Origin of the sequence: Vulcanimicrobium alpinum, assembly GCF_027923555.1 — a bacterium.
Taxonomy (GTDB): domain Bacteria; phylum Vulcanimicrobiota; class Vulcanimicrobiia; order Vulcanimicrobiales; family Vulcanimicrobiaceae; genus Vulcanimicrobium; species Vulcanimicrobium alpinum.
The window spans coordinates 3,465,567-3,489,723 of record NZ_AP025523.1 but is presented as its reverse complement, the minus strand read 5'-3'; the positions used below and the strand labels follow the sequence as shown (position 1 = coordinate 3,489,723).

The 24,157-nt window shown below is 58.2% G+C and carries 21 protein-coding genes, 8 pseudogenes and 3 riboswitches; of the genes and pseudogenes, 10 read left to right on the top strand and 19 right to left on the bottom strand.

Annotated features, from left to right (window positions below; genetic code table 11):
- Positions 1 to 18: 18 nt before the first annotated feature.
- Both WPS_RS17890 and WPS_RS17885 read right to left on the bottom strand, forming a co-directional pair.
- A complete protein-coding gene (locus WPS_RS17890) occupies positions 19 to 1,236 on the bottom strand; it encodes an IS256 family transposase (protein WP_317995802.1) in 1,218 nt (405 codons plus the stop codon).
- Positions 1,237 to 1,328: 92 nt separating this feature from the next.
- Positions 1,329 to 1,649, bottom strand: a pseudogene (locus WPS_RS17885) (transposase); the annotation flags it as partial.
- Between the two features lie 121 nt (positions 1,650 to 1,770).
- Between WPS_RS17885 and WPS_RS17880 the strand changes: the two are divergent.
- Positions 1,771 to 2,070: pseudogene (locus WPS_RS17880) on the top strand (transposase); the annotation flags it as partial.
- Positions 2,010 to 2,771, top strand: a complete 762-nt coding sequence (locus tag WPS_RS17875; RefSeq protein WP_317995801.1) for an IS256 family transposase — start codon at positions 2,010 to 2,012, stop codon at positions 2,769 to 2,771. The pseudogene WPS_RS17880 and the gene WPS_RS17875, both read left to right, overlap by 61 nt.
- Before the next feature lie 90 nt (positions 2,772 to 2,861).
- Here WPS_RS17875 and WPS_RS17870 read toward each other — a convergent pair whose 3' ends face one another.
- From WPS_RS17870 to WPS_RS17855, 4 genes are all read right to left on the bottom strand, one after another.
- Positions 2,862 to 3,206: a DUF190 domain-containing protein gene (locus tag WPS_RS17870; RefSeq protein ID WP_317995800.1), complete on the bottom strand. Its 345-nt coding sequence runs from the start codon at positions 3,204 to 3,206 to the stop codon at positions 2,862 to 2,864.
- A gap of 4 nt (positions 3,207 to 3,210) precedes the next feature.
- A complete protein-coding gene (locus tag WPS_RS17865) occupies positions 3,211 to 3,708 on the bottom strand; it encodes a hypothetical protein (protein ID WP_317995799.1) in 498 nt (165 codons plus the stop codon).
- Between the two features lie 214 nt (positions 3,709 to 3,922).
- Positions 3,923 to 5,005 (bottom strand): IS5 family transposase, encoded by a 1,083-nt coding sequence (locus WPS_RS17860; RefSeq protein WP_317994189.1) that lies wholly within the window; start codon positions 5,003 to 5,005, stop codon positions 3,923 to 3,925.
- Between the two features lie 90 nt (positions 5,006 to 5,095).
- A complete protein-coding gene (locus tag WPS_RS17855) occupies positions 5,096 to 5,815 on the bottom strand; it encodes an ABC transporter ATP-binding protein (protein WP_317995798.1) in 720 nt (239 codons plus the stop codon).
- A 279-nt stretch (positions 5,816 to 6,094) separates the two neighbouring features.
- On the opposite strand from WPS_RS17855, the pseudogene WPS_RS17850 reads away from it, so the two are divergent.
- The 4 genes and pseudogenes from WPS_RS17850 to WPS_RS17835 all read left to right on the top strand — a co-directional run.
- Positions 6,095 to 6,595, top strand: a pseudogene (locus tag WPS_RS17850) (helix-turn-helix domain-containing protein); the annotation flags it as partial.
- A gap of 147 nt (positions 6,596 to 6,742) precedes the next feature.
- Entirely contained in the window at positions 6,743 to 7,162 is a 420-nt protein-coding gene (locus WPS_RS17845; protein ID WP_317994494.1) for a transposase, read from the top strand.
- Entirely contained in the window at positions 7,159 to 8,163 is a 1,005-nt protein-coding gene (locus WPS_RS17840; protein ID WP_317994493.1) for an IS3 family transposase, read from the top strand. Before WPS_RS17845 ends, WPS_RS17840 begins: the two co-directional genes overlap by 4 nt.
- 51 nt (positions 8,164 to 8,214) lie before the next feature.
- Positions 8,215 to 8,748 (top strand): annotated as a pseudogene (locus tag WPS_RS17835) (integrase core domain-containing protein); the annotation flags it as partial.
- Positions 8,749 to 8,897: 149 nt separating this feature from the next.
- On the opposite strand, the gene WPS_RS17830 reads toward WPS_RS17835, so the two are convergent.
- From WPS_RS17830 to WPS_RS17800, 7 genes and pseudogenes are all read right to left on the bottom strand, one after another.
- A complete protein-coding gene (locus tag WPS_RS17830; protein WP_317995797.1) occupies positions 8,898 to 9,971 on the bottom strand; it encodes an IS5 family transposase in 1,074 nt (357 codons plus the stop codon).
- Between the two features lie 105 nt (positions 9,972 to 10,076).
- A pseudogene (locus WPS_RS17825) lies at positions 10,077 to 10,202 on the bottom strand (IS256 family transposase); the annotation flags it as partial.
- Between the two features lie 47 nt (positions 10,203 to 10,249).
- Positions 10,250 to 11,467 (bottom strand): IS256 family transposase, encoded by a 1,218-nt coding sequence (locus WPS_RS17820; protein ID WP_317994492.1) that lies wholly within the window; start codon positions 11,465 to 11,467, stop codon positions 10,250 to 10,252.
- 100 nt (positions 11,468 to 11,567) lie between these two features.
- Positions 11,568 to 12,650 (bottom strand): annotated as a pseudogene (locus WPS_RS17815) (IS256 family transposase); the annotation flags it as partial.
- Between the two features lie 203 nt (positions 12,651 to 12,853).
- The gene (locus tag WPS_RS17810) at positions 12,854 to 14,056 is read right to left on the bottom strand and encodes an MFS transporter (protein ID WP_317997576.1); all 1,203 of its coding nucleotides are present in this window, start codon (positions 14,054 to 14,056) and stop codon (positions 12,854 to 12,856) included.
- Positions 14,057 to 14,086: 30 nt separating this feature from the next.
- Positions 14,087 to 14,476, bottom strand: a complete 390-nt coding sequence (locus tag WPS_RS17805) for a fluoride efflux transporter FluC (RefSeq protein WP_317995796.1) — start codon at positions 14,474 to 14,476, stop codon at positions 14,087 to 14,089.
- Positions 14,476 to 14,838: a DUF190 domain-containing protein gene (locus tag WPS_RS17800; RefSeq protein WP_317995795.1), complete on the bottom strand. Its 363-nt coding sequence runs from the start codon at positions 14,836 to 14,838 to the stop codon at positions 14,476 to 14,478. Before WPS_RS17800 ends, WPS_RS17805 begins: the two co-directional genes overlap by 1 nt.
- A 49-nt stretch (positions 14,839 to 14,887) precedes the next feature.
- Positions 14,888 to 14,964: riboswitch (Fluoride riboswitch) on the bottom strand.
- A gap of 214 nt (positions 14,965 to 15,178) precedes the next feature.
- A riboswitch (Fluoride riboswitch) is annotated at positions 15,179 to 15,242 on the top strand.
- Here WPS_RS17800 and WPS_RS17795 point away from each other — a divergent pair.
- Positions 15,233 to 16,486 carry a class I SAM-dependent methyltransferase gene (locus tag WPS_RS17795; RefSeq protein ID WP_479688265.1) on the top strand — a complete coding sequence of 418 codons (1,254 nt, stop codon included), beginning with the start codon at positions 15,233 to 15,235 and terminating at the stop codon, positions 16,484 to 16,486. It overlaps the preceding riboswitch by 10 nt.
- Positions 16,487 to 16,531: 45 nt before the next feature.
- On the opposite strand, the pseudogene WPS_RS17790 reads toward WPS_RS17795, so the two are convergent.
- Positions 16,532 to 17,059 (bottom strand): annotated as a pseudogene (locus WPS_RS17790) (integrase core domain-containing protein); the annotation flags it as partial.
- A gap of 57 nt (positions 17,060 to 17,116) precedes the next feature.
- Here WPS_RS17790 and WPS_RS17785 point away from each other — a divergent pair.
- From WPS_RS17785 to WPS_RS17775, 3 genes and pseudogenes are all read left to right on the top strand, one after another.
- Positions 17,117 to 18,334, top strand: a complete 1,218-nt coding sequence (locus tag WPS_RS17785) for an IS256 family transposase (RefSeq protein WP_317995793.1) — start codon at positions 17,117 to 17,119, stop codon at positions 18,332 to 18,334.
- Between the two features lie 47 nt (positions 18,335 to 18,381).
- A pseudogene (locus WPS_RS17780) lies at positions 18,382 to 18,933 on the top strand (transposase); the annotation flags it as partial.
- 68 nt (positions 18,934 to 19,001) lie between these two features.
- Positions 19,002 to 20,201, top strand: coding sequence for an IS256 family transposase (locus tag WPS_RS17775; RefSeq protein ID WP_317995515.1), 1,200 nt, complete (start codon positions 19,002 to 19,004; stop codon positions 20,199 to 20,201).
- A 242-nt stretch (positions 20,202 to 20,443) separates the two neighbouring features.
- Here the strand turns inward: WPS_RS17775 and WPS_RS17770 are convergent, their stop codons facing one another.
- From WPS_RS17770 to WPS_RS17750, 5 genes are all read right to left on the bottom strand, one after another.
- The gene (locus WPS_RS17770; RefSeq protein ID WP_317995791.1) at positions 20,444 to 20,788 is read right to left on the bottom strand and encodes a DUF190 domain-containing protein; all 345 of its coding nucleotides are present in this window, start codon (positions 20,786 to 20,788) and stop codon (positions 20,444 to 20,446) included.
- A 145-nt stretch (positions 20,789 to 20,933) separates the two neighbouring features.
- Entirely contained in the window at positions 20,934 to 21,962 is a 1,029-nt protein-coding gene (locus tag WPS_RS17765; protein WP_317995781.1) for an IS481 family transposase, read from the bottom strand.
- Positions 21,963 to 22,085: 123 nt separating this feature from the next.
- Positions 22,086 to 23,303, bottom strand: a complete 1,218-nt coding sequence (locus tag WPS_RS17760) for an IS256 family transposase (protein ID WP_317994492.1) — start codon at positions 23,301 to 23,303, stop codon at positions 22,086 to 22,088.
- 80 nt (positions 23,304 to 23,383) lie between these two features.
- On the bottom strand, positions 23,384 to 23,572 hold the full coding sequence (locus WPS_RS17755; protein WP_317995790.1) for an NUDIX domain-containing protein: 189 nt from the start codon (positions 23,570 to 23,572) through the stop codon (positions 23,384 to 23,386).
- Between the two features lie 61 nt (positions 23,573 to 23,633).
- Positions 23,634 to 23,695: riboswitch (Fluoride riboswitch) on the bottom strand.
- Between the two features lie 69 nt (positions 23,696 to 23,764).
- Positions 23,765 to 24,157 (bottom strand): universal stress protein, encoded by a 393-nt coding sequence (locus WPS_RS17750; protein ID WP_317995789.1) that lies wholly within the window; start codon positions 24,155 to 24,157, stop codon positions 23,765 to 23,767.

Genomic DNA, 24,157 nt, shown 5'->3' with positions numbered 1-24,157 from the left:
GTTCGTCGATCGCGTAAGTTAGGCTGCTCGTCTGTCTCGTTTTACGGCGGCCGGCTTGGCCACCGTCGTTGCTTTCCATTCGAAGTATTCGGTCATGTCGAAGTAGGCTCGGCCTAACCATTCGTCGTTTTGCTCGGAGAGTAACGCGCCGACCATGCGAATCGCTGCGGCGTCGTTTGGGAAAATGCGAATGACTTTCTCCCGGCGACGAATCTCTTCATTGAGCCGCTCTTGCATGTTGCTCGTGCGCAGTCGCCGGCGATATTTCTCCGGCAGCGGCAAGATCGCAAGCATGTCTTCGAACGCTCCTTCCAAGCACACGCACGACTTGGGCGCCGTTTCTGCGAAGCGGGCCATGAATTCCGCATATCGACGCTCGGCCTCTTTGCGATCAGTTGCGAGGAAGATCAGCCGAGCTGCAGCGGTTACGTTTTCCCGTTCTTTCTTGGGCGCGTGATCGAGCAAGTTCTTCATCACGTGGAACTGGCAACGCTGCCACGTCGCGCCGACGAATTGCTTGGCGATCGCCTCGCGTAAGCCCGAGTGATTGTCGGAGACGGCAACGTCGACGCCGTGCAAGCCGCGTGCTTTGAGGCCGCAAAAGAACTCGTTCCACGTCGCAAAGCTCTCCGAATCGCCGATCGAAAGACCAAGGATTTCTCGGTATCCGTCAGCACGAATGCCGCTCGCGATGAGCAGCGCTTTGCTGACGACGCTCTTGTCGGTGCGCACCTTCGTAAAGAGCGCGTCAACGATGATGAATGGGTACGCTGCGTCGAGCCGGCGATTCAAGAATCCCGCGACCGGCTCGTCGAGTGCCTTCGTAAGGCGACTTACCGTCGATTTCGAAAACGACGTCCCACACAGACCTTCGGTTATCCGCGTGACCTTCCGCGTCGAGACGCCGTTGACGACCATCTCCATCAGGCCCACGACGAAGGCTTGTTCGCTGCGGCGATAACGCTCGAAGATGTCGGTTGAGAAGCTGCCGTCGCGCGTCTGCGGCACGCGCAGGACCAGCGAGCCGACGCGGGTCGAGAGCTGTCGATCGCGATACCCATTTCGATAGCCCTCCCGTTCTTCACAGCGCTCGTACCGCTCGGCGCCCAGATGATCGCGCATCTGTGCCTCGAGCACTTGGTTGAGAATCACTTCGACGAGTTTGCCGAGCGCCGCCGGCTGATCAAGCAAAGCTGGAATCGCGTCGCGGGATAGGGTAAGATCGTAATCGGCCACCGTTTCGGTCCTTTCGATTGAGGTGTTGAACAACGTCAATCTTCGAACCGGGGCGGTGGCTACCCGCCCGCTCAATTTACATCAATTATACGGACTCGGCCCTCTTGGATGACGGCGGTGAGCGCCTTCTCCGCCGTGCGGCGCGGCTCGAGGAACGCGGGGAAGTAGCTACCTTTGCGCAACTTGGGGATGCGCAGTCCGATCGTGCCGGAACGCGTCTCCCATTGGCGCTCGCGGAAGCCGTTGCGGGCGTTCTGTCGGCCGGGGCCGCGCTCGCCGTAGGGCAAGCCGCAGAGTTCCTCAACATCGATCTCCATGATCCGCTGCCCGGCGTACTGGAGCATCTCGCGAACGAAGTCGACGTCGCCGCCCTTTTCGACGAGCTCGGAAAGTGCGATACTGGGTTTGGCCATCGTGGATCCCTTTCGGTCGGTTATTTGTTGCAAAAACAACCTTCGCCGAAAGCCACGATGGCCGCTCTCTATGCTACAAGGGCGACCCTCTCATACACCACGGGCCGGGACACGATCCGTGTGCTTGGAAGGAGCGTTCGAAGACATGCTTGCGATCTTGCCGCTGCCGGAGAAATATCGCCGGCGACTGCGCACGAGCAACATGCAAGAGCGGCTCAATGAAGAGATTCGTCGCCGGGAGAAAGTCATTCGCATTTTCCCAAACGACGCCGCAGCGATTCGCATGGTCGGCGCGTTACTCTCCGAGCAAAACGACGAATGGTTAGGCCGAGCCTACTTCGACATGACCGAATACTTCGAATGGAAAGCAACGACGGTGGCCAAGCCGGCCGCCGTAAAACGAGACAGACGAGCAGCCTAACTTACGCGATCGACGAACCGGAATTACAGCAGATTTGGGACTTGACTGCTGACGAACGGCGCGTGTTGCTCGTGGTGATTGGGGCAGATGCCGATGGCACCAAGCATTTGGTGGCCCTCGACGATGCGATGAGTGAGAGCGAACTGAGTTGGACGGAGCTTTTCGAAGACCTTAAAAAGCGCGGTTTACACATGCCGCAACTCCTCATCGCCGACGGCGCAAACGGGTTATGGGCTGCTGCCGGGAAGGCACTTCCCAACACGCGACAGCAACGGTGCTGGCTGCACAAAGTACGCAACGTCTTGGACAAGCTTCCCGAGAAACAGAAGCCGCGCGTCCATACCGAACTGCGATGCATCGTAAACGCGCCGAGCGAGACGGAAGCGCGCGATCGGATCGAGGCGCTCGCGAAAACATTGCAGCGAGATTACCCCAAAGCCGCCGCATGTATCCGCGATGACGTCGATCGCATGGTGACGTTCTATCGCTTTCCGTCGAGCAGTTGGAAAAGCTTGCGAACGACCAATCCGATCGAATCGATCTTCGCTTCCGTGCGATTACGAACCGAAGCTGCGAAGCGATTGCGTACCGGAAGCTCCGCGACGTACTTGGTGTTCAAGCTCGTTCAACGCCTCTCTGGCAGCTGGCGACGCATCAACGGATACCAATCCATAACCCTTGAAAACGCCGAAGCGGCGTGAGATACTCATGATGCCGATGCTACGCCGCTAAACCAATGTCCCCGATAATCGGCACGACCTCAAAGCCGAATAGATTCTGTGGATCGAACGCTATCGCTCCACGTTTCGCGGAAGATACCGCCGGTATTCGATCCGCTCCAAGGTCATCGCGCCCTCGCTTACCATTCCGTCGATCAGCGGGACGAGCGTCGCGATCTTTTCCTCCGTATCGACTACTTCTATGAGAATGGGAAGATCGGAACCGAAGCTGAAGACCTTCGCTACATGAATTTCGTGATGAGAACCAAATCCTTCGATCCCGCGAAAGACCGAGGCTCCGGCGACCCCGTGCTTTTTCAACAAATCGACGATTGCGAAATGAAGTGGTCGGCCGTGCCAAGCGTCACGTTCACCGACGAAAATTCGCAAAAGTTGGCCCGTACAGAACTCCGTCATGATCTCACCTCGGAAGCGAGCTGGGTGCGCTGAGCTCGCGCAAACGGCGGACGAACTCAAAGATTTTTGTCTCGTCTAGTAGTGTGTTGTACACGATCCCCGCAGCGTTCCCGCGAAGATCGAAAGCGGTAAATTGTGGTGCGGTGACACTGCTCCGAAACCCGAACCGCAGGCCGCCGAGAAGTGCCGAATGTCCAACATCGATCGCACCCAGAGCAGAGAAGGGCGTGTAGGAGATTCGAACGCCGAGTCGGGGAGATTCCCGCAGAACAAACAAGGCGCGATCCGTGAGAGCTAGCACTGCGGCAGGCACGTCGATGGAGGCAATCCGGTCCGCGCGAATCGCCAGAATCATCAGAACGTCCTCACGTTCGCAGAGTAGTCCGCGCAATGCGTCGGCAAAATCTTGCCGTAGCTCAGCGAAACTCGCAATCGTGCCTCGGCCGGCAAGTGATCCGCGTAGCGTTTCGTCGTGTCGTAGCGGCGAACTGACGTAGGCCATTAAAGTGGAATCGGTCCGCTGAGCGAACCTGAGACGAATTGTTCTACGATTGGATTCGTAGGACTATCGAGATCTAACAGCCCCGTGAAAAAATCGGCGCGTGGTTCGCGAACTGCCCGTTCAGCACGGTTTTCGGGAGGTCGGCGGACCTCTCGAAGCCCGTTGCCGAGCGGTTCATCTCGAAAACGCCCCCTCGGGTCAGCATCACTTCGCATCATGTCGCGGCCCTCAGATTGCGTATCCTGATCAAGTTGTACGCCGCGGCCGTCCAGCGCACAATGTCGCCGACCAGATCAAGCCCGCGGAAATGCACCTTGCGCAATCGGCCGATCGTCTTGCCCCACCCGAAGCTCTCCTCGATCAACTTGCGCCTGCGTTGACTCACCGTGTAGCCCGGATGGCGGACGGTTCGGCGGTCGATCGCGCTGCGGCGACGGGTCGTATTTTGAGCAACGTGCGGCGTCACGTTGAGCGCTCGCAACGCCTCGACAAAGTCTTTGGTATCGTACGCCTTGTCGGCGCCGAGCGTGATTCGGTTGCTTCCGCTGACCCCGCGAATCAATTCCAGCGCTGCTTCGCGTTCGGCGATCCCGGTCGCGCGAGTGGTCTTCACGCCGACTATCAAGCCGTTGCGATTCTCCATCAGAGCATGTCCGAGATAGCCGAGAATCGCCGGCGCGCCGCTGCTCTTGCGGTACAACCGCGCGTCCGGATCGGTACTCGAGACGTGCGTCTCGTTGCTGCGCGGCCGGCCACGAAAGTTCACGCCCTCGTTGCGACCGCCGCTCGAGGTCGGCGGTTCGTCGTCCGACTTGGGCCGAAAGCTCTTGTGGCTGGCCCACGCCTCGATTAGCGTCCCATCGACGGTGAAATGCTCGTTCGAGAGCAGTTCGTCGGCACGCGCCCGCTCGACCACGGCGGCGAAGAACCGCTCGGAGATTTCGCCATTCAAGAACCGATCGCGGTTCTTGCTGAACGTCGAGGGGTCCCAGATCTTGTCGTCCATGCTCAAGCCCACGAACCAACGAAAGAGCAAATTGTAACGCAACTGCTCCAGCAGCATCGGCTCGCTGCGGATCGAGTAGAACATTTGCAACAGCAAGGCTCGCAGCAGCTTCTCCGGCGCGATCGATGGCCGGCCCCGTCGGGAGTAGAGCTTGGAAAACTCCGGCGAGAGTTCGCGCAGAATTTCGTTGACCATCACGCGCATCGGGCGCAACGGATGATCGCCGGGCACGGTGTCTTCCGGCTGCAACGTCGTCCAAACGGATGCACGCTGCTCATCATGAGTCCGCATCGGCCGCAACCTCACCAAGGTATGAGGAGACTTGCTCTTATAATACGCGAAAAACGCCGTCACGCCAACATCAACTCGGCCGATTTTTCATCAGCCTGCTAATGGCACCCCGTCCCAGATTGCGTTTCCCTCAAAGAGCAGGATGATCCGATCGGCGAAGCGCCGGACGGCATCGATATCATGCGTCATGATGACGGAAGCCGCTGGGCGCGAGCCGGTGATCGCGCGAATGTGCTGCATGAGCACGGTCGTAAGGATCGGGTCGGCTCCGGTTGTTGGCTCGTCGAAGAGGATTGCATCGGGGTGTTGTGCGAGTGCGCGGGCAATCGCCGCGCGCTTCATCATTCCACCGGATAGTTCGGTGGGCATGCGATCGTGCGCACCGCTCAGACCAACACGTTCGAGTGCATCGAAGACGCGAAGTTCAATCTCGTGGACAGACAAATGATCGCGCTCTCGAAGCGCGAGGGCACAATTGTCGAAGACGCTCAATGACGAAAAGAGCGCTCCATTTTGAAAGACGAATGCGACGTTACGACGAATTTCAGCGAGCATCGATACATGGCTCGTCGAGACTTCAAGTCCGCGGAACCGGATCGACCCGCGCGCTAGTGGGATAAGGCCAACCATCGCCTTGAGCAGCGTACTCTTCCCGGTGCCGCTCTGACCGACGATACACGTGACGCCCGCTTGAATACGAAGCGTGCAGTGTGCAAGTACCCGCTTCGCCCCGAGCTGGACATCGACGTTGTCGATAGAAAAAACGTCGGTCGGTTGGTGCGCGAGTTTCTGAGGGGTGGCGCCGATCACCGATCGCCCTCGTGGAGGAATGAAAGTTCGTACAAAGCATGCTCCCGCCGTTGCATCAGCCCGAAAAGAGCGGTTGTCGGCGGGCCCCATCGCCGTGATATTATATGATTGCTATTATAGCACACCGGGCGTTTGGATGTACGTAGGGGCATTTCATTCGGGAGCACGTCAACTATGAACGCGGTAGGCCCCACGCTGGAGCCGATCTGATTTGTAGAAGTCAGGATTTGATCTGACGGTTATCGAATACCGGTGGTGAATCCTCCTGAGGAGCCATCCATGAACAGCGACCGAAAAGTCATCAAGGCGAAAGTGGGCCTACTCCAGCTCGGCAAGCAGCTCGGAAATGTGACTGAAGCCTGCCGCGTGATGGGTTACAGCCGTGATAGCTTCTACCGTTTCAAAGAGCTCTACGAGACGGGCGGCGATCTAGCCTTGGCCGAGATCACCAAGCGAAAGCCGAACCTCAAGAACCGCATTGCTCCCGAAGTCGAGGATGCGATTGTCGATCTTGCGATCGAGTTCCCTGCGTACGGTCAAGTGCGCGCAGCGAACGAGCTCGCCAAGCGTGGGATGCGTATGTCGCCGGCGGGACTTCGCGGGGTGTGGCTGCGACACGATCTTGAGACGATGAAGAAACGGCTCAAAGCGCTGGAAGCAAAGAGCGCCCAAGATGGGCTCGTCCTGACTGAGGCGCAAGTCGTCGCGCTGGAGCGTGCCAAGCTCGAGAAAGAAGCGCACGGCGAGTTCGAGAGTGAGTGCCCCGGCTACTGCGGCGCCCCCCGTGTCAAGATAGAGTGGTACCGGTAGCATAGGGAGTTTTTTGTACAACGTTCGTCGCAGCAGCAGAGCTGTGGATAACGGGGATACTGTGGAAAACATCCGGAACGATGCAAAGCACGCGGGGGCGAGAAAGTCCTGCAACAGATGCAGTCCTCGAACGGAACCGTTTCAACGGAAATCAAGGCAACCAGTTCACCCCAAAAACCTCAGCGACGTCGGTTCTCCGCCGCCGAGAAGCTGCGCATCGTGCGCGAGGCTGATGCGCGTCCAGCCGGCACGATCGGAGCGTTTCTCCGGCGCGAAGGTATTTACTCATCGCAGCTCTATGCCTGGCGAAGGCAGCGCGATCAAGGCGACCTCGATCCAGGTGCGGTGCGCCAACGTGCAAAAGCCAAAATGCAAGCCGACGAGGTTGCGCAGCGGCTCAAAGAACTCGAGCGGGAAAACCGGAAACTCCGTCGCCAGTTGGCGCGCGCCGAGCTCATAAACGATATCCAAAAAAAATTTGCGGGGCTCCTGGGCGTCGATCTGGAGAGCCCCGAGACGAACGAGAACGCAGAATGAGTGCGGCGCTGGAACTTGCCCACGAGATTCCGCAGCGCGCGTTGTGCACTGCAGCGGGCATCAGCCGCTCGACGCTGCGGCGCCGCCTAAACGGCACGCCGGAACGACTTCCGTCCGTGATCTCGCGCCGGCGCTCGAGAAGAGCACTGAGCGAACACGAGCAAGCTGAGGTGCTCGCGGTGCTGCATGGCGAGCGGTTTGCCGATCGCGCGCCGGCGACGATCCACGCGACCTTGCTGGACGAAGGTATCTACCTGTGCTCGGTGAGCACGATGTACCGCCTGCTGCGAGCAAACGCGGAGGTGCGCGAACGTCGCCGTATTGCACGTCATCCGGAGTACCGTAAGCCCGAACTGGTGGCCACCGGTCCGCGTCAAGTTTTCTCGTGGGATATCACGAAGCTGCGCGGCCCGCACCCGGGTGAGTGGTTCTCGCTGCTGGTGATGCTCGACATCTTCAGCCGGTTTGTCGTCGGCTGGATGCTCGTGCATCGGGCCAACGCCGAACTCGCACGGCACTTCATCGCGCAGACGCTGGAACGTGAAGGCATCCAGCCCGGGCACGCGATCGTTCACGCCGATCGCGGCGCGGAGATGACGGCGCAACCCGTGTGCGCCCTGATGGACAAGCTCGGCGTCGTACGTTCGCACAGCCGTCCGCACGTTAGCGACGATAACCCCTTCTCGGAGTCCCAGTTCCGCACGCTGAAGTACCATCCCGAATTCCCCGATCGATTTGGGTCGTTTGAGCACGGGCACGATTTCGTTGGTGAGTTCATGACCTGGTACAACAACGAGCACCGGCACTCCGGAATCGCGATGCTGACGCCGGCAATGGTGCATCACGGCCAGGCGGACCGCGTGCTCGCCGCCAGACACGACGTGATGCTCGCGGCTTACCGCGCCAAACCGGAACGATTCATCGGCGGATCGCCAAAGCGGATCGTGTTACCGCCCGCGGTGTGGATAAATCCGCCCGCTCACGACGGGGTCGCCGTGTAGGCGCTCACAAAAAGCAGATGACTAACAGGACCAAACACCTTGACAGATTCCGGCGCGCAGGACACCTTCTTCGTTGGGACGATGAAGGGCGTCGGCCGCATCTACCAGCAGACCTTCATCGACACCTATGCGAAGGTGGGCGTCGCGAAGCTCTATTTGGACAAGACACCAATCACTGCGGCCGACCTGCTCAACGATCGCGTGTTACCGCTATACGAAGAGTACGGGATTACGTTGCAACGGATCCTGACCGACCGCGGCACGGAGTTTTGCGGGCGTGAGGGACATCCGTACGAGCTCTACCTGGCGATCGAAGACATCGACCACACCCGAACGAAGGCACGCCATCCGCAGACCAACGGCATCGTCGAGCGTTTTCACAAAACGATGCTTGATGAGTTTTATCGGATCGCGTTTCGCAAGACGATCTACACGTCGCTCGAGCAACTGCAGCGGGACCTCGATGCGTGGACCGAGGAGTACAACACGCAGCGTCCGCATCAAGGACGCTGGTGCTACGGCAAGACGCCGATGCAGACATTCGTCGACAGTGTCTCCCTTGCGAAAGAGAAACAGATCGCTTAGACTGAAACCCAACCTATCTGACACTACCGCAAGATCGTACGACTGTCAGATCACATAGTAGCTAGTACACCTATTCGTATGGTTGTTCGTGTCTTCGAACTGCTTTTTTGAAGCCCAAACGTCGTCGAGTATCGTCGTTTCGATCGTCATTATGCAACTCCAAGGTTGCGAAGTCGCACGAGATTGAATGCGATCGACGTCCACCGTACGGTCTCGCTTACGAGTCGTAGTCCGCGATAATGAACTTGTCGGAGATTCGCGGTAGCCTTTGCCCAACCAAAGATTTCTTCGACGCGCTTTCGCTTTCTCTGACTCGCTTCGTAGCCGGCATGGCGCGTTGTCCGTTCGTCTATCGCACTTCGACGACTGAGATTTCGAGCAATGTGCGGTGTCACGTTCATCGCTCGGAGTTCTTCGACAAATGCAGCTGCGTCGTAACCCTTGTCGGCGCCAAGTGTAATCCGTCGCGCGCCTCCAACGCCGCGAATGAGCTCGATCGCGGCTTCGCGCTCGGCCGTTCCAGTGGCCCTCGTCGTGCGAATCCCAACGATGAGACCATTCCGATTCTCCATCAGCGCATGCGCGAGATAGCCGAGGACCGACGCCGTATTACGGCTCTTACGATAGAGCCGCGCGTCTGCATCGGTCGTCGACTCATGAGTATCGTTTTTACGCGTCGTACCGGTAAAATCGACGTCCGGATTGCGGCCTGACGACGGCGGATTATCGTCGTCATTCTTGGGCTTGAAGCTTTTATGACTGGCCCAAGCTTGAAGTAACGTCCCATCGACGGTGAAATGGTCGTCGCTCGCTAAATTGTTTTCGCGCGCGATCTCAACGACGGCTGCAAAGAACTTGTCGCTGATCTCGCCACGGAGAAATCGCTCGCGATTCTTGCTAAACGTCGAAACGTCCCAGATCGCATCGTCCATGCCCAGACCAACGAACCATCGAAAGAGCATGTTATAGCGAAGTTGCTCAAGGAGCAGCGTCTCACTCCTGATGGAGAAAAACGCTTGCAGGAGGATCGATCGCAGAAGCTTTTCCGGAGCGATAGATGGCCGACCTCGCTTCGAGTACAGCTTCGAGAAGTCGGGTGACATCGTCGCAAGCACGTCGTTGACCATTTTTCGAATCGGCCGTAGCGGATGATCTGCGGGAACGGTTTCTTCGGGCGAGAGCGTCGTCCACATCGACGCATGTTGTTGATCATCCGAGCGCATAGCGCACCTCCGAAGTATCGAAAGCCTGTGCTCCAATACTACCCGGAAACCCACGATCGTGTCCCCAGCCGTGGTGTACGAGCGGTGGCTCGGCGAGGGTAGCGCTCAGCCGTTAATCACGGCGGAGAGCTTGGCGGGCTGATTATCGCTGACGGCACTGAGTCCTTCGAGTTGCATGTAGCGCCGCTGCAGTTGCCATTCGTCGTTCTGTTCCAGTAGGAGCGCACCGACAGTCAAGTCCCAAATCTGCTGTAATTCCGGTTCGTCGATCGCGTAAGTTAGGCTGCTCGTCTGTCTCGTTTTACGGCGGCCGGCTTGGCCACCGTCGTTGCTTTCCATTCGAAGTATTCGGTCATGTCGAAGTAGGCTCGGCTTAACCATTCGTCGTTTTGCTCGGAGAGTAACGCGCCGACCATGCGAATCGCTGCGGCGTCGTTTGGGAAAATGCGAATGACTTTCTCCCGGCGACGAATCTCTTCATTGAGCCGCTCTTGCATGTTGCTCGTGCGCAGTCGCCGACGATATTTCTCCGGCAGCGGCAAGATCGCAAACATGTCTTCGAACGCTCCTTCCAAGCACACGCACGACTTGGGCGCCGTTTCTGCGAAGCGGGCCATGAATTCCGCATATCGACGCTCGGCCTCTTTGCGATCAGTTGCGAGGAAGATCAGCCGAGCTGCAGCGGTTACGTTTTCGCGTTCTTTCTTGGGCGCGTGATCGAGCAAGTTCTTCATCACGTGGAACTGGCAACGCTGCCATGTCGCGCCGACGAATTGCTTGGCGATCGCCTCGCGTAAGCCCGAGTGATTGTCGGAGACGGCAACGTCGACGCCGTGCAAGCCGCGTGCTTTGAGGCCGCGAAAGAACTCGTTCCACGTCGCAAAGCTCTCCGAATCGCCGATCGAAAGACCAAGGATCTCGCGGTATCCGTCAGCACGAATGCCGCTCGCGATGAGCAGCGCTTTGCTGACGACGCTCTTGTCGGTGCGCACCTTCGTGAAGAGCGCGTCAACGATGATGAACGGGTACGCCGCGTCGAGCCGGCGATTCAAGAATCCCGCGACCGGCTCGTCAAGGGCCTTCGCGAGGCGACTGACCGTCGACTTCGAAAACGACGTCCCACACAGACCTTCGGTTATCCGCGTGACCTTCCGCGTCGAGACGCCGTTGACGACCATCTCCATCAGGCCCACGACAAAGGCTTGTTCGCTGCGGCGATAACGCTCAAAGATGTCGGTTGAGAAGCTGCCGTCGCGCGTCTGCGGCACGCGCAGGACCAGCGATCCGACGCGGGTCGAGAGCTGTCGATCGCGATACCCATTCCGATAGCCCTCCCGTTCTTGACAGCGTTCGTACCGCTCGGCGCCCAGATGATCGCGCATCTGCGCCTCGAGCACTTGGTTCAAAATCGTTTCGACGAGCTTCCCGAGCGCCGCAGGTTGATCGAGCAACGCTGGAATCGCGTCGCGGGATAGGGTAAGATCGTAATCGGCCACCGTTCCGGTCCTTTCGATTGAAGTGTTGTCAACGTCAATCTTCGAACCGGAGCGGTGGCTACCCGCCCGCTGAATTTACATCAATTATAGGGACTCTGCCCGCACCGACGAGGCGTACGATGGCAGCATCGTTCGGGAAGATACCGACGACATCGGTGCGCCGCTTGATCTCCGCGTTGACCCGTTCGAGCGGATTGGTTGAGGCGATCTGCTTGCGGTGCGCCTTGGGAAAGTCCATGTACGCGAGCACGTCGTTCTCGGCGTCGTCCATCATCGCCGCGAGCTTCGGGAACTTCTGCCGAAGCTGCTCGGAGACGATACGCCATTGCTCGTGCGCAGCTTCCGCTGTCTCTTGCGCGAATACCGTGTTGATCAACGCGAGGACCATCTGCCGTTGCCCTTTACCCGCATGTGCGAGCGCGTTTCGCATAAAATGCACGCGGCAGCGCTGCCACGTTGCTTTGAATACTTTCGCGATGGCCGCTTTCAGGCCGACATGCGAGTCGGAAATGACGAGCTTGACACCGCGCAATCCGCGGCGGCTCAAGCTGCGAAGAAAGTCGATCCAGAACGGCTCTGCTTCGCTCGGACCAACCGCGAGGCCCAACAATTCCCGTGTCCCATCGGTGTTTACGCCGACGGCCAGTATCACGGCGACCGAGACGATGCGTCCGCCGGAGCGCGTCTTCACGTACGTCGCGTCGATCCAAAGATAGGGCCAGTCGCCTTCGATCGGCCGGGTAAGAAATGCGTTCACGCGTTCGTCGATCTCTTCGCACAGCCGTGAGACCTGACTCTTGGAGATGCCTGTCATCCCCATCGCCTTGACGAGCTCGTCGACCGAGCGCGTGGAGATGCCCTGGATGTAGGCCTCTTGGATGACGGCGGTGAGCGCCTTCTCCGCCGTGCGGCGCGGCTCGAGGAACGCGGGGAAGTAGCTACCTTTGCGCAACTTGGGGATGCGCAGTCCGATCGTGCCGGAACGCGTCTCCCATTGGCGCTCGCGGAAGCCGTTGCGGGCGTTCTGTCGGCCGGGGCCGCGCTCGCCGTAGGGCAAGCCGCAGAGTTCCTCAACATCGATCTCCATGATCCGCTGCCCGGCGTACTGGAGCATCTCGCGAACGAAGTCGACGTCGCCGCCCTTTTCGACGAGCTCGGAAAGTGCGATACTGGGTTTGGCCATCGTGGATCCCTTTCGGTCGGTTATTTGTTGCAAAAACAACCTTCGCCGAAAGCCACGATGGCCGCTCTCTATGCTACAAGGGCGACCCTCTCATACACCACGGGCCGGGACACGATCACGGACGGGGTCGCCGCAAGAACGAAGATCAAAATCCACAAACGAGCAATCAGCCGCATAAATTCGAGCATCTCCTTGAACGCTACTTACGGAAGTTTTGAGGCGAGCCGGTCTGCCACGCGACGGACGCCGTTGCTGCTGACGAAGAAGACGAGCGCGAGAAGCATCGGCACGGCGATGATCGAGAACGCATACCGATAGCCAATCCAGGCAATCAAGAAGCCCGCGATGATGGGACCGCTCGCATGACCGATATCCCACAAACTGCCGAAGACACCCATCGCCGCACCGAAGGCATTGCGCTTGACCAAATCGCCGATCAATGCGGTCGTCGATGGCGTAACCATTCCAGTGCCGAGCCCGAACAGCAAGTTCAAGCCGCAGAGCATCAAGAAATTCTCCGTTAACGGCATGGTCACGAGTGTTGCCGCGCAGAGCACTATTCCAGCGACAACGAGCGGCCGACGACCGGTCGTATCCGAGGCCTTGCCCCAGAGCGGGCGACCGATGATGGAAGCCGCACCCTGTATACCGAACAACACGCCCACCTCCGCCACCGAAATATGCACGCTCAATGCATAGAGCGGCAGAAACGCTTGCAGCGTACCCACGCCCATGTACATCGTGCCTTCAACAAAGCTTACGATGCGGATGGCGCCGTCACTGGCGATTTCTTTCGCGCCTGCGAGCATCTGCCGCGCGATATCTGCCGGTCGGAGCCGCGCAGCCTCCGGAGTGCGGCGAGCGTCACGCGGGATTTCGAAAATTCCCCTAAAGGCCATGATTCCGATGATCCCGGAGCTGAGAAAGGCCACGGTGAATGACGAAACCGACAAAAGATAGGCGCCGAAGACCGGCCCCAAGACGACACCGCCATTTTCGAATGCTCCGTACATGCCGAGGCGACTCGCACGTTGTTCGGGATATTCTTTCGCAACGAATGCCGAGGCAACGGGCGCGTACAGCGCCGTTGACAATCCGTGGTACAGCCGCAAAACGAGCAGCTGCGGCCACGTCGATACCAGCATATACAAGAACGGTGCCGTCGCTTTCACGATCAGTCCATACGACATGATCCGGCGAAACCCAAAAATGTCGGCGAGCGCCCCGGACGGATATTTCACGACGATTCCCGTCAGCGTGACGGCCGCAACTAAAAGACCGATGATCTGCGTGGGTGCGCCGAGCCTGACGGCAAAAAGCGAAACGATCGGCGTACGAATCATCTCGTAGCTCAAGCGGCCGAGGAACCCAACTCCGCATAGCCATACGAATGGCGAGACCTTCATCAACCGGGTGCCTCCGTCGGGCCGCGATCTTTATACACCGATCGCGCGCACGAGCGTCACGCCGAGAAACGCGGCGATAACGCCCAGCGCGACACTCCCTACAGCATATACAATCGAGGTAAGCACGAATCCGCCGGTTGCCAGATTGAACACCTCGAATGAGAATGTTGAGAAGGTCGTGTAGCCGCCAAGAATTCCCGTCGCTAAAAACAATCGCAAGAGCGGATTAAATTCCGTGCGGGATTGCGCGAGAGCGAGCACGACACCGATGAGGAATGCACCGGAAACATTGATGAAAAACGTGGCATAATGCCCAAATCCGGCTCCTACCCGTGCAACGACCGCCTCCGTCACCAGGAGTCGACCGACACCCCCAATTGCGGCGCCCGCTCCCACAGCAAGCATCGCGCGTGGATCCATCACAAAATCTTTCCGTGCTTATGATCGACGATCTCAAGCTCTTCCGTGGTCATCATTCCATCGACCAGCATGTCGGCGACCGTCGAGATGAACGTTTGTATCCTCGGAAGTTCATCAATGACGACCACGATCAACGGAAGATTCGATGAAAGGTCGACGATGCTCGCGGAATGCACCACCGCATCAGCACCGTAGCCTTCGATTCCGCGAAGAACCGTCGCTCCGGCGATTCCAAGCTTGCGTGCTAGCTCGACAATTGCCGTATATAACGGCTGTCCGGCGTGGTGGTCGCGCTCGCCGATATAGATACTCACTCGCAAAGCAGGACGGTACGGATACGCCTTGGCCGTTTCATCGTTCATAGATTGATGTCTCGCGAAAAAAGTGTGCCGGAAAACAAAAAACTCCTAGCACGCGCCAGGAGTCATTGGCCGAAATCGGCAGTTCGCAGACGATCGCTGCAGGCGGACTCCACCACCTTCAAACCAGGTCCTCAGGCGACGATTCTTTCAGAAGCTGTCCGCATCCCTTCAGCCAAAACTCACGAGCAGTCCAACTCACGAATGCCGGTCTTCGAGATGCCTCTCGATCCCCTCGAGCGCACGATAGATTCAGTGAGGAGGCGGGCAGTGCCAGCCCACCGCCCTTCACCATTAACGAGCACTCGATTGTCGTTTATCAAAACGTGTGCTATGATCGAAAAAAAAATTTGGCGATGGGGCTCGCCATTAACCGCCCGTTTTGGGCTGATAGCTCCTGCGTTATAGCGGGAGCGTTTCTATTTTACCCCTCCAACAGCGATTTCTAATAGCGGCTGGAAAAAGAAGCGCCGCAGATCGCTCCGTCGCGATTCTGCGAACATTATTTGGTCGAGATTTCGCGCGCACTTTTGCGGTGGAACTTTGGGATGGCACGCGCGTGCCAGCAACCGAGAACGCACACTTCACGCTGTTCATCAATGAACCGTTCGCCCTGCGAGCAGCATTTGCTCCGCCGCTGGACTTGAGCCCTGGGCGGGCGTTCGTCGAGAAATGGATCGACATCGACGGCGATATCGAGTTGGTGATCGACGCGATTGAAAATGCGCTCGAGATCTTACCTCGCCTCACACTGCCTCGTCTGATCGCGCAGCTCATGCGTCTGCCGAACGTACCGCGAGCGTCGCGGCACGAAGCGCAACTCCACGGAAAGCGGCACTCAAAACAGCGTGATGCGGCGGCGATCGGATTTCACTACGATCAGCCGATCGAATTCTACCGTAGCTTTCTTGACTCGCGAATGGTTTATTCATGCGGCTACTGGGACGAGGGCGTGCAAACACTCGACGATGCACAGGTCGCAAAGATCGATCACACATTACGAAAACTTCGGGTACGTCCGGGGGAACGTCTACTTGATATCGGCTGCGGTTGGGGAGCCCTCGTTCTGCGTGCCGCGCAGCAATTCGGTGCTGAGGCCCTTGGCGTAACGTTGAGTCGCCTGCAGTATGAAGAAGCTCAGCGACGCATCGCCCAGGCGGGCGTCGGAGATCGGGTTCGCGTTGAATTACGCGACTATCGTGATTTGCGCGGCGAGACCTTTCACAAGATCGTCAGCGTTGGAATGATCGAACATGTCGGCCGAGAGCGGCTGCAAGTATATTTCCACACCGCATTCGATGCACTTCGCAAAGGCGGACTTTTTCTCAACCACGGGATCGCTCAGCAGAGTCGCGATGGCAGAGGCTGTCGCGCGAGCGGCTTCATGGACCGATACGTCTTTCCGGACGGGGACCTCGTGAGCATTGAGACGATACTCCGTGCTGCAGGGAGGGTTGGATTCGAGGTCCGCGACGTCGAGAATCTCCGCGAACACTACGCTCGAACTCTACGCGCCTGGCACAAAAATCTCGAAGCGAGCTGCGACAATGTTATTGCTGCGACCGACGAGCGCACGTATCGTATCTGGAAGATCTATATGGCTGGCAGTGCGCGCAATTTCTGGCGCTGTACTAGCTACTATGTGATCTGACAGTCGTACGATCTTGCGGTAGTGTCAGATAGGTTGGGTTTCAGTCTAAGCGATCTGTTTCTCTTTCGCAAGGGAGACACTGTCGACGAATGTCTGCATCGGCGTCTTGCCGTAGCACCAGCGTCCTTGATGCGGACGCTGCGTGTTGTACTCCTCGGTCCACGCATCGAGGTCCCGCTGCAGTTGCTCGAGCGACGTGTAGATCGTCTTGCGAAACGCGATCCGATAAAACTCATCAAGCATCGTTTTGTGAAAACGCTCGACGATGCCGTTGGTCTGCGGATGGCGTGCCTTCGTTCGGGTGTGGTCGATGTCTTCGATCGCCAGGTAGAGCTCGTACGGATGTCCCTCACGCCCGCAAAACTCCGTGCCGCGGTCGGTCAGGATCCGTTGCAACGTAATCCCGTACTCTTCGTATAGCGGTAACACGCGATCGTTGAGCAGGTCGGCCGCAGTGATTGGTGTCTTGTCCAAATAGAGCTTCGCGACGCCCACCTTCGCATAGGTGTCGATGAAGGTCTGCTGGTAGGGCCGAGTCCCTATAATTGATGTAAATTGAGCGGGCGGGTAGCCACCGCTCCGGTTCGAAGATTGACGTTGTTCAACACCTCAATCGAAAGGACCGGAACGGTGGCCGATTACGATCTTACCCTATCCCGCGACGCGATTCCAGCTTTGCTCGATCAGCCGGCAGCGCTCGGCAAACTCGTCGAAGTGATTCTCAACCAAGTGCTCGAGGCACAGATGCGCGATCATCTGGGTGCCGAGCGTTACCAGCGCTGCGAAGAACGGGAGGGCTATCGAAATGGGTATCGCGATCGACAGCTCTCGACCCGCGTCGGATCGCTGGTCCTGCGCGTGCCGCAGACGCGCGACGGCAGCTTCTCAACCGACATCTTCGAGCGTTATCGCCGCAGCGAACAAGCCTTTGTCGTGGGCCTGATGGAGATGGTCGTCAACGGCGTCTCGACGCGGAAGGTCACGCGGATAACCGAAGGTCTGTGTGGGACGTCGTTTTCGAAATCGACGGTCAGTCGCCTCGCGAAGGCCCTTGACGAGCCGGTCGCGGGATTCTTGAATCGTCGGCTTGATGCGGCGTACCCGTTCATCATCGTTGACGCGCTCTTTACGAAGGTGCGCACCGACAAGAGCGTCGTCAGCAAAGCGCTCCTCATCGCGAGCGGCATTCGCGCTGACGGATACCGAGAAATCCTTGGTCTTTCGATCGGCGATTCGGAGAGCTTTGCGACGTGGAACGAGTTCTTTCGCGGCCTCAAAGCACGCGGCTTGCACGGCGTCGACGTTGCCGTCTCCGACAATCACTCGGGCTTACGCGAGGCGATCGCCAAGCAATTCGTCGGCGCGACATGGCAGCGCTGCCAGTTCCACGTGATGAAGAACTTGCTCGATCACGCGCCCAAGAAAGAACGCGAAAACGTAACCGCTGCAGCTCGGCTGATCTTTCTCGCAACTGATCGCAAAGAGGCTGAGCGTCGATATGCGGAATTCATGGCCCGCTTCGCAGAAACAGCGCCCAAGTCGTGCGTGTGCTTGGAAGGAGCGTTCGAAGACATGTTTGCGATCTTGCCGCTGCCGGAGAAATATCGTCGGCGACTGCGCACGAGCAACATGCAAGAGCGGCTCAATGAAGAGATTCGTCGCCGGGAGAAAGTCATTCGCATCTTCCCAAACGACGCCGCGGCGATTCGCATGGTCGGCGCGTTACTCTCCGAGCAAAACGACGAATGGTTAGGCCGAGCCTACTTCGACATGACCGAATACTTCGAATGGAAAGCAACGACGGTGGCCAAGCCGGCCGCCGTAAAACGAGACAGACGAGCAGCCTAACTTACGCGATCGACGAACCGGAATTACAGCAGATTTGGGACTTGACTATCGCCAAGCAATTCGTCGGCGCGACGTGGCAGCGTTGCCAGTTCCACGTGATGAAGAACTTGCTCGATCACGCGCCCAAGAAAGAACGGGAAAACGTAACCGCTGCAGCTCGGCTGATCTTCCTCGCAACTGATCGCAAAGAGGCCGAGCGTCGATATGCGGAATTCATGGCCCGCTTCGCAGAAACAGCGCCCAAGTCGTGCGTGTGCTTGGAAGGAGCGTTCGAAGACATGCTTGCGATCTTGCCGCTGCCGGAGAAATATCGTCGGCGACTGCGCACGAGCAACATGCAAGAGCGGCTCAATGAAGAGATTCGTCGCCGGGAGAAAGTCATTCGCATTTTCCCAAACGACGCCGCAGCGATTCGCATGGTCGGCGCGTTACTCTCCGAGCAAAACGACGAATGTTTAAGCCGAGCCTACTTCGACATGACCGAATACTTCGAATGGAAAGCAACGACGGTGGCCAAGCCGGCCGCCGTAAAACGAGACAGACGGAGCAGGATCGTGTCCCGGCCCGTGGTGTATGAGAGGGTCGCCCTTGTAGCATAGAGAGCGGCCATCGTGGCTTTCGGCGAAGGTTGTTTTTGCAACAAATAACCGACCGAAAGGGATCCACGATGGCCAAACCCAGTATCGCACTTTCCGAGCTCGTCGAAAAGGGCGGCGACGTCGACTTCGTTCGCGAGATGCTCCAGTACGCCGCGCAGCGGATCATGGAGATCGATGTTGAGGAACTCTGCGGCTTGCCCTACGGCGAGCGCGGCCCCGGCCGACAGAACGCCCGCAACGGCTTCCGCGAGCGCCAATGGGAGACGCGTTCCGGCACGATCGGACTGCGCATCCCCAAGTTGCGCAAAGGTAGCTACTTCCCCGCGTTCCTCGAGCCGCGCCGCACGGCGGAGAAGGCGCTCACCGCCGTCATCCAAGAGGCCTACATCCAGGGCATCTCCACGCGCTCGGTCGACGAGCTCGTCAAGGCGATGGGGATGACAGGCATCTCCAAGAGTCAGGTCTCACGGCTGTGCGAAGAGATCGACGAACGCGTGAACGCATTTCTTACCCGGCCGATCGAAGGCGACTGGCCCTATCTTTGGATCGACGCGACGTACGTGAAGACGCGCTCCGGCGGACGCATCGTCTCGGTCGCCGTGATACTGGCCGTCGGCGTAAACACCGATGGGACACGGGAATTGTTGGGCCTCGCGGTTGGTCCGAGCGAAGCAGAGCCGTTCTGGATCGACTTTCTTCGCAGCTTGAGCCGCCGCGGATTGCGCGGTGTCAAGCTCGTCATTTCCGACTCGCATGTCGGCCTGAAAGCGGCCATCGCGAAAGTATTCAAAGCAACGTGGCAGCGCTGCCGCGTGCATTTTATGCGAAACGCGCTCGCACATGCGGGTAAAGGGCAACGGCAGATGGTCCTCGCGTTGATCAACACGGTATTCGCGCAAGAGACAGCGGAAGCTGCGCACGAGCAATGGCGTATCGTCTCCGAGCAGCTTCGGCAGAAGTTCCCGAAGCTCGCGGCGATGATGGACGACGCCGAGAACGACGTGCTCGCGTACATGGACTTTCCCAAGGCGCACCGCAAGCAGATCGCCTCAACCAATCCGCTCGAACGGGTCAACGCGGAGATCAAGCGGCGCACCGATGTCGTCGGTATCTTCCCGAACGATGCTGCCATCGTACGCCTCGTCGGTGCGCTCCTACTGGAACAGAACGACGAATGGCAACTGCAGCGGCGCTACATGCAACTCGAAGGACTCAGTGCCGTCAGCGATAATCAGCCCGCCAAGCTCTCCGCCGTGATTAACGGCTGAGCGCTACCCTCGCCGAGCCACCGCTCGTACACCACGGCTGGGGACACGATCACGAGCAGCCTAACTTACGCGATCGACGAACCGGAATTACAGCAGATTTGGGACTTGACTGCCCAGGACAGGCGGTTTTGGCGAACTCCATCGCCATAGATTTCTTTTTTTAAGCGCGAGCCCATAATCCTTTTTAAGCGCGAGCCCATAATCCTTTTACATGGACTTCGCGCCGCAGAAGCCTGGGAGCTTTACCCGCAGACCGGAGTTCCGCGATAGAAGAGCGTTTGCACGCGCTCGAGGGTGACCAAACCATCCTCGAGGATCGTTTCGAGGGTGGGAATGAACGAACGAACCTTTTCTTCGTCGTCAACGACTTCGATCAAAATCGGCAGATCGACGTAGGCATCAATGATGCTTGCGCTAGAGATATAACGATGGGAGCCGTAGCCCTCGATGCCCTTAAAAACCGATGCCCCAACGAAACCAGCTTTTGAAAGTGCGGCAATAATGAGGCCCAAGGTATCGGAGTGCTCGTGGTGGGCGCTCTCCGAAAAGTAGATACGTACGAGCATTCCGTTGTGCTCGATCTTCATGCGATTCCTCGATTCTCCAGTGGGCAGTCCGATCGAAAACTGCACCTCTCCGTTGCGATTCGACGTTCGAATCAGATGTACTAGCTACTATGTGATCTGACAGTCGTACGATCTTGCGGTAGTGTCAGATAGGTTGGGTTTCAGTCTAAGCGATCTGTTTCTCTTTCGCAAGGGAGACACTGTCGACGAATGTCTGCATCGGCGTCTTGCCGTAGCACCAGCGTCCTTGATGCGGACGCTGCGTGTTGTACTCCTCGGTCCACGCATCGAGGTCCCGCTGCAGTTGCTCGAGCGACGTGTAGATCGTCTTGCGAAACGCGATCCGATAAAACTCATCAAGCATCGTTTTGTGAAAACGCTCGACGATGCCGTTGGTCTGCGGATGGCGTGCCTTCGTTCGGGTGTGGTCGATGTCTTCGATCGCCAGGTAGAGCTCGTACGGATGTCCCTCACGCCCGCAAAACTCCGTGCCGCGGTCGGTCAGGATCCGTTGCAACGTAATCCCGTACTCTTCGTATAGCGGTAACACGCGATCGTTGAGCAGGTCGGCCGCAGTGATTGGTGTCTTGTCCAAATAGAGCTTCGCGACGCCCACCTTCGCATAGGTGTCGATGAAGGTCTGCTGGTAGATGCGGCCGACGCCCTTCATCGTCCCAACGAAGAAGGTGTCCTGCGCGCCGCAGTAGCCGGGGCACTCACTCTCGAACTCGCCGTGCGCTTCTTTCTCGAGCTTGGCACGCTCCAGCGCGACGACTTGCGCCTCAGTCAGGACGAGCCCATCTTGGGCGCTCTTTGCTTCCAGCGCTTTGAGCCGTTTCTTCATCGTCTCAAGATCGTGTCGCAGCCACACCCCGCGAAGTCCCGCCGGCGACATACGCATCCCACGCTTGGCGAGCTCGTTCGCTGCGCGCACTTGACCGTACGCAGGGAACTCGATCGCAAGATCGACAATCGCATCCTCGACTTCGGGAGCAATGCGGTTCTTGAGGTTCGGCTTTCGCTTGGTGATCTCGGCCAAGGCCAGATCGCCGCCCGTCTCGTAGAGCTCTTTGAAACGGTAGAAGCTATCACGGCTGTAACCCATCACGCGGCAGGCTTCAGTCACATTTCCGAGCTGCTTGCCGAGCTGGAGTAGGCCCACTTTCGCCTTGATGACTTTTCGGTCGCTGTTCATGGATGGCTCCTCAGGAGGATTCACCACCGGTATTCGATAACCGTCAGATCAAATCCTGACTTCTACAGAATAGGTCAGTCAAGTCCCAAATCTGCTGTAATTCCGGTTCGTCGATCGCGTAAGTTAGGCTGCTCGTCTGTCTCGTTTTACGGCGGCCGGCTTGGCCACCGTCGTTGCTTTCCATTCGAAGTATTCGGTCATGTCGAAGTAGGCTCGGCTTAACCATTCGTCGTTTTGCTCGGAGAGTAACGCGCCGACCATGCGAATCGCTGCGGCGTCGTTTGGGAAAATGCGAATGACTTTCTCCCGGCGACGAATCTCTTCATTGAGCCGCTCTTGCATGTTGCTCGTGCGCAGTCGCCGACGATATTTCTCCGGCAGCGGCAAGATCGCAAACATGTCTTCGAACGCTCCTTCCAAGCACACGCACGACTTGGGCGCCGTTTCTGCGAAGCGGGCCATGAATTCCGCATATCGACGCTCGGCCTCTTTGCGATCAGTTGCGAGGAAGATCAGCCGAGCTGCAGCGGTTACGTTTTCGCGTTCTTTCTTGGGCGCGTGATCGAGCAAGTTCTTCATCACGTGGAACTGGCAACGCTGCCATGTCGCGCCGACGAATTGCTTGGCGATCGCCTCGCGTAAGCCCGAGTGATTGTCGGAGACGGCAACGTCGACGCCGTGCAAGCCGCGTGCTTTGAGGCCGCGAAAGAACTCGTTCCACGTCGCAAAGCTCTCCGAATCGCCGATCGAAAGACCAAGGATTTCTCGGTATCCGTCAGCGCGAATGCCGCTCGCGATGAGCAGCGCTTTGCTGACGACGCTCTTGTCGGTGCGCACCTTCGTAAAGAGCGCGTCAACGATGATGAACGGGTACGCCGCATCGAGCCGACGATTCAAGAATCCCGCGACCGGCTCGTCAAGGGCCTTCGCGAGGCGACTGACCGTCGACTTCGAAAACGACGTCCCACACAGACCTTCGGTTATCCGCGTGACCTTCCGCGTCGAGACGCCGTTGACGACCATCTCCATCAGGCCCACGACAAAGGCTTGTTCGCTGCGGCGATAACGCTCGAAGATGTCGGTTGAGAAGCTGCCGTCGCGCGTCTGCGGCACGCGCAGGACCAGCGATCCGACGCGGGTCGAGAGCTGTCGATCGCGATACCCATTCCGATAGCCCTCCCGTTCTTGACAGCGTTCGTACCGCTCGGCGCCCAGATGATCGCGCATCTGCGCCTCGAGCACTTGGTTCAAAATCGTTTCGACGAGCTTCCCGAGCGCCGCAGGTTGATCGAGCAACGCTGGAATCGCGTCGCGGGATAGGGTAAGATCGTAATCGGCCACCGTTCCGGTCCTTTCGATTGAAGTGTTGTCAACGTCAATCTTCGAACCGGAGCGGTGGCTACCCGCCCGCTGAATTTACATCAATTATAGGGACTCTGCCGTTCGAGCGCAAGAACGAGCGACTCGCCAAGCAGTAGCGCCCCGCCGGGTAAGGTCCATTGCTCGATCCCGATGATATGCTCCCGGACCACCAATATCCGGTCGCGCTCGTCGCGAATGATGGCAGCAACCCGGAGTGCAAACGTGACGTTCGACCGCTCCATGCTCATGCTGCGGATTCTTTCGGAAATGTCCCGTGGATACCACGCTTGATCATAGAAAAACCCCTCACGAAAGTAAGGGGTTATCAGCTGTGGACAGCGGTTATGGCGAACTCCATCGCCGTCACTTCGTTTCTTACACGAGCATGCGGAATTCCCTACAAAACGAAACATTCGGGAAAGCGGACGCACGTCGCACGGTCACTCGGAGCCAGCGACCGAAAGGACCGCACACGGCGCCGCCCGCACAACCCGTTCCGAAACGCTTCCTACGATGAAACGTTCGAGCGGATCGAGCGGGCGATGACCGATCACTATCACATCGGCTCCGGAATCATAGGCGTGTTTCACGATCGCGCTCTCTGGCTTCACATCGGCTGGCATAACGACGACACGCGTCGTCTGCAGTCCACGGCGCTCGGCTTCGATTCGCAATGCCTCTAGTGTCAGAGCCAACGCAGCATTTTCTTCAAGCGCAGGCACGCTGACAATGTCGATGCGCGAACCGAATTTTTCCGCAAGCACGAAGGCGTAATCTGCAGCATGTCGCGCAGCATTCGATTCATCCCAGGCGAGCACGATGTGAGAAAACAT

Bases quoted from the DNA above. Each gene is read 5' to 3' on its own strand.
- WPS_RS17875 (WP_317995801.1), top strand. From the start codon at position 2,010: ATGGAAAGCAACGACGGTGGCCAAGCCGGCCGCCGTAAAACGAGACAG.
- WPS_RS17870 (WP_317995800.1), bottom strand. From the start codon at position 3,206: ATGACGGAGTTCTGTACGGGCCAACTTTTGCGAATTTTCGTCGGTGAA.
- WPS_RS17865 (WP_317995799.1), bottom strand. From the start codon at position 3,708: ATGGCCTACGTCAGTTCGCCGCTACGACACGACGAAACGCTACGCGGA.
- WPS_RS17860 (WP_317994189.1), bottom strand. From the start codon at position 5,005: ATGCGGACTCATGATGAGCAGCGTGCATCCGTTTGGACGACGTTGCAG.
- WPS_RS17845 (WP_317994494.1), top strand. From the start codon at position 6,743: ATGCAGTCCTCGAACGGAACCGTTTCAACGGAAATCAAGGCAACCAGT.
- WPS_RS17840 (WP_317994493.1), top strand. From the start codon at position 7,159: ATGAGTGCGGCGCTGGAACTTGCCCACGAGATTCCGCAGCGCGCGTTG.
- WPS_RS17830 (WP_317995797.1), bottom strand. From the start codon at position 9,971: ATGCGCTCGGATGATCAACAACATGCGTCGATGTGGACGACGCTCTCG.
- WPS_RS17810 (WP_317997576.1), bottom strand. From the start codon at position 14,056: ATGAAGGTCTCGCCATTCGTATGGCTATGCGGAGTTGGGTTCCTCGGC.
- WPS_RS17805 (WP_317995796.1), bottom strand. From the start codon at position 14,476: ATGGATCCACGCGCGATGCTTGCTGTGGGAGCGGGCGCCGCAATTGGG.
- WPS_RS17800 (WP_317995795.1), bottom strand. From the start codon at position 14,838: ATGAACGATGAAACGGCCAAGGCGTATCCGTACCGTCCTGCTTTGCGA.
- WPS_RS17775 (WP_317995515.1), top strand. From the start codon at position 19,002: ATGGCCAAACCCAGTATCGCACTTTCCGAGCTCGTCGAAAAGGGCGGC.
- WPS_RS17770 (WP_317995791.1), bottom strand. From the start codon at position 20,788: ATGAAGATCGAGCACAACGGAATGCTCGTACGTATCTACTTTTCGGAG.
- WPS_RS17765 (WP_317995781.1), bottom strand. From the start codon at position 21,962: ATGAACAGCGACCGAAAAGTCATCAAGGCGAAAGTGGGCCTACTCCAG.
- WPS_RS17755 (WP_317995790.1), bottom strand. From the start codon at position 23,572: ATGAGCATGGAGCGGTCGAACGTCACGTTTGCACTCCGGGTTGCTGCC.
- WPS_RS17750 (WP_317995789.1), bottom strand. From the start codon at position 24,157: ATGTTTTCTCACATCGTGCTCGCCTGGGATGAATCGAATGCTGCGCGA.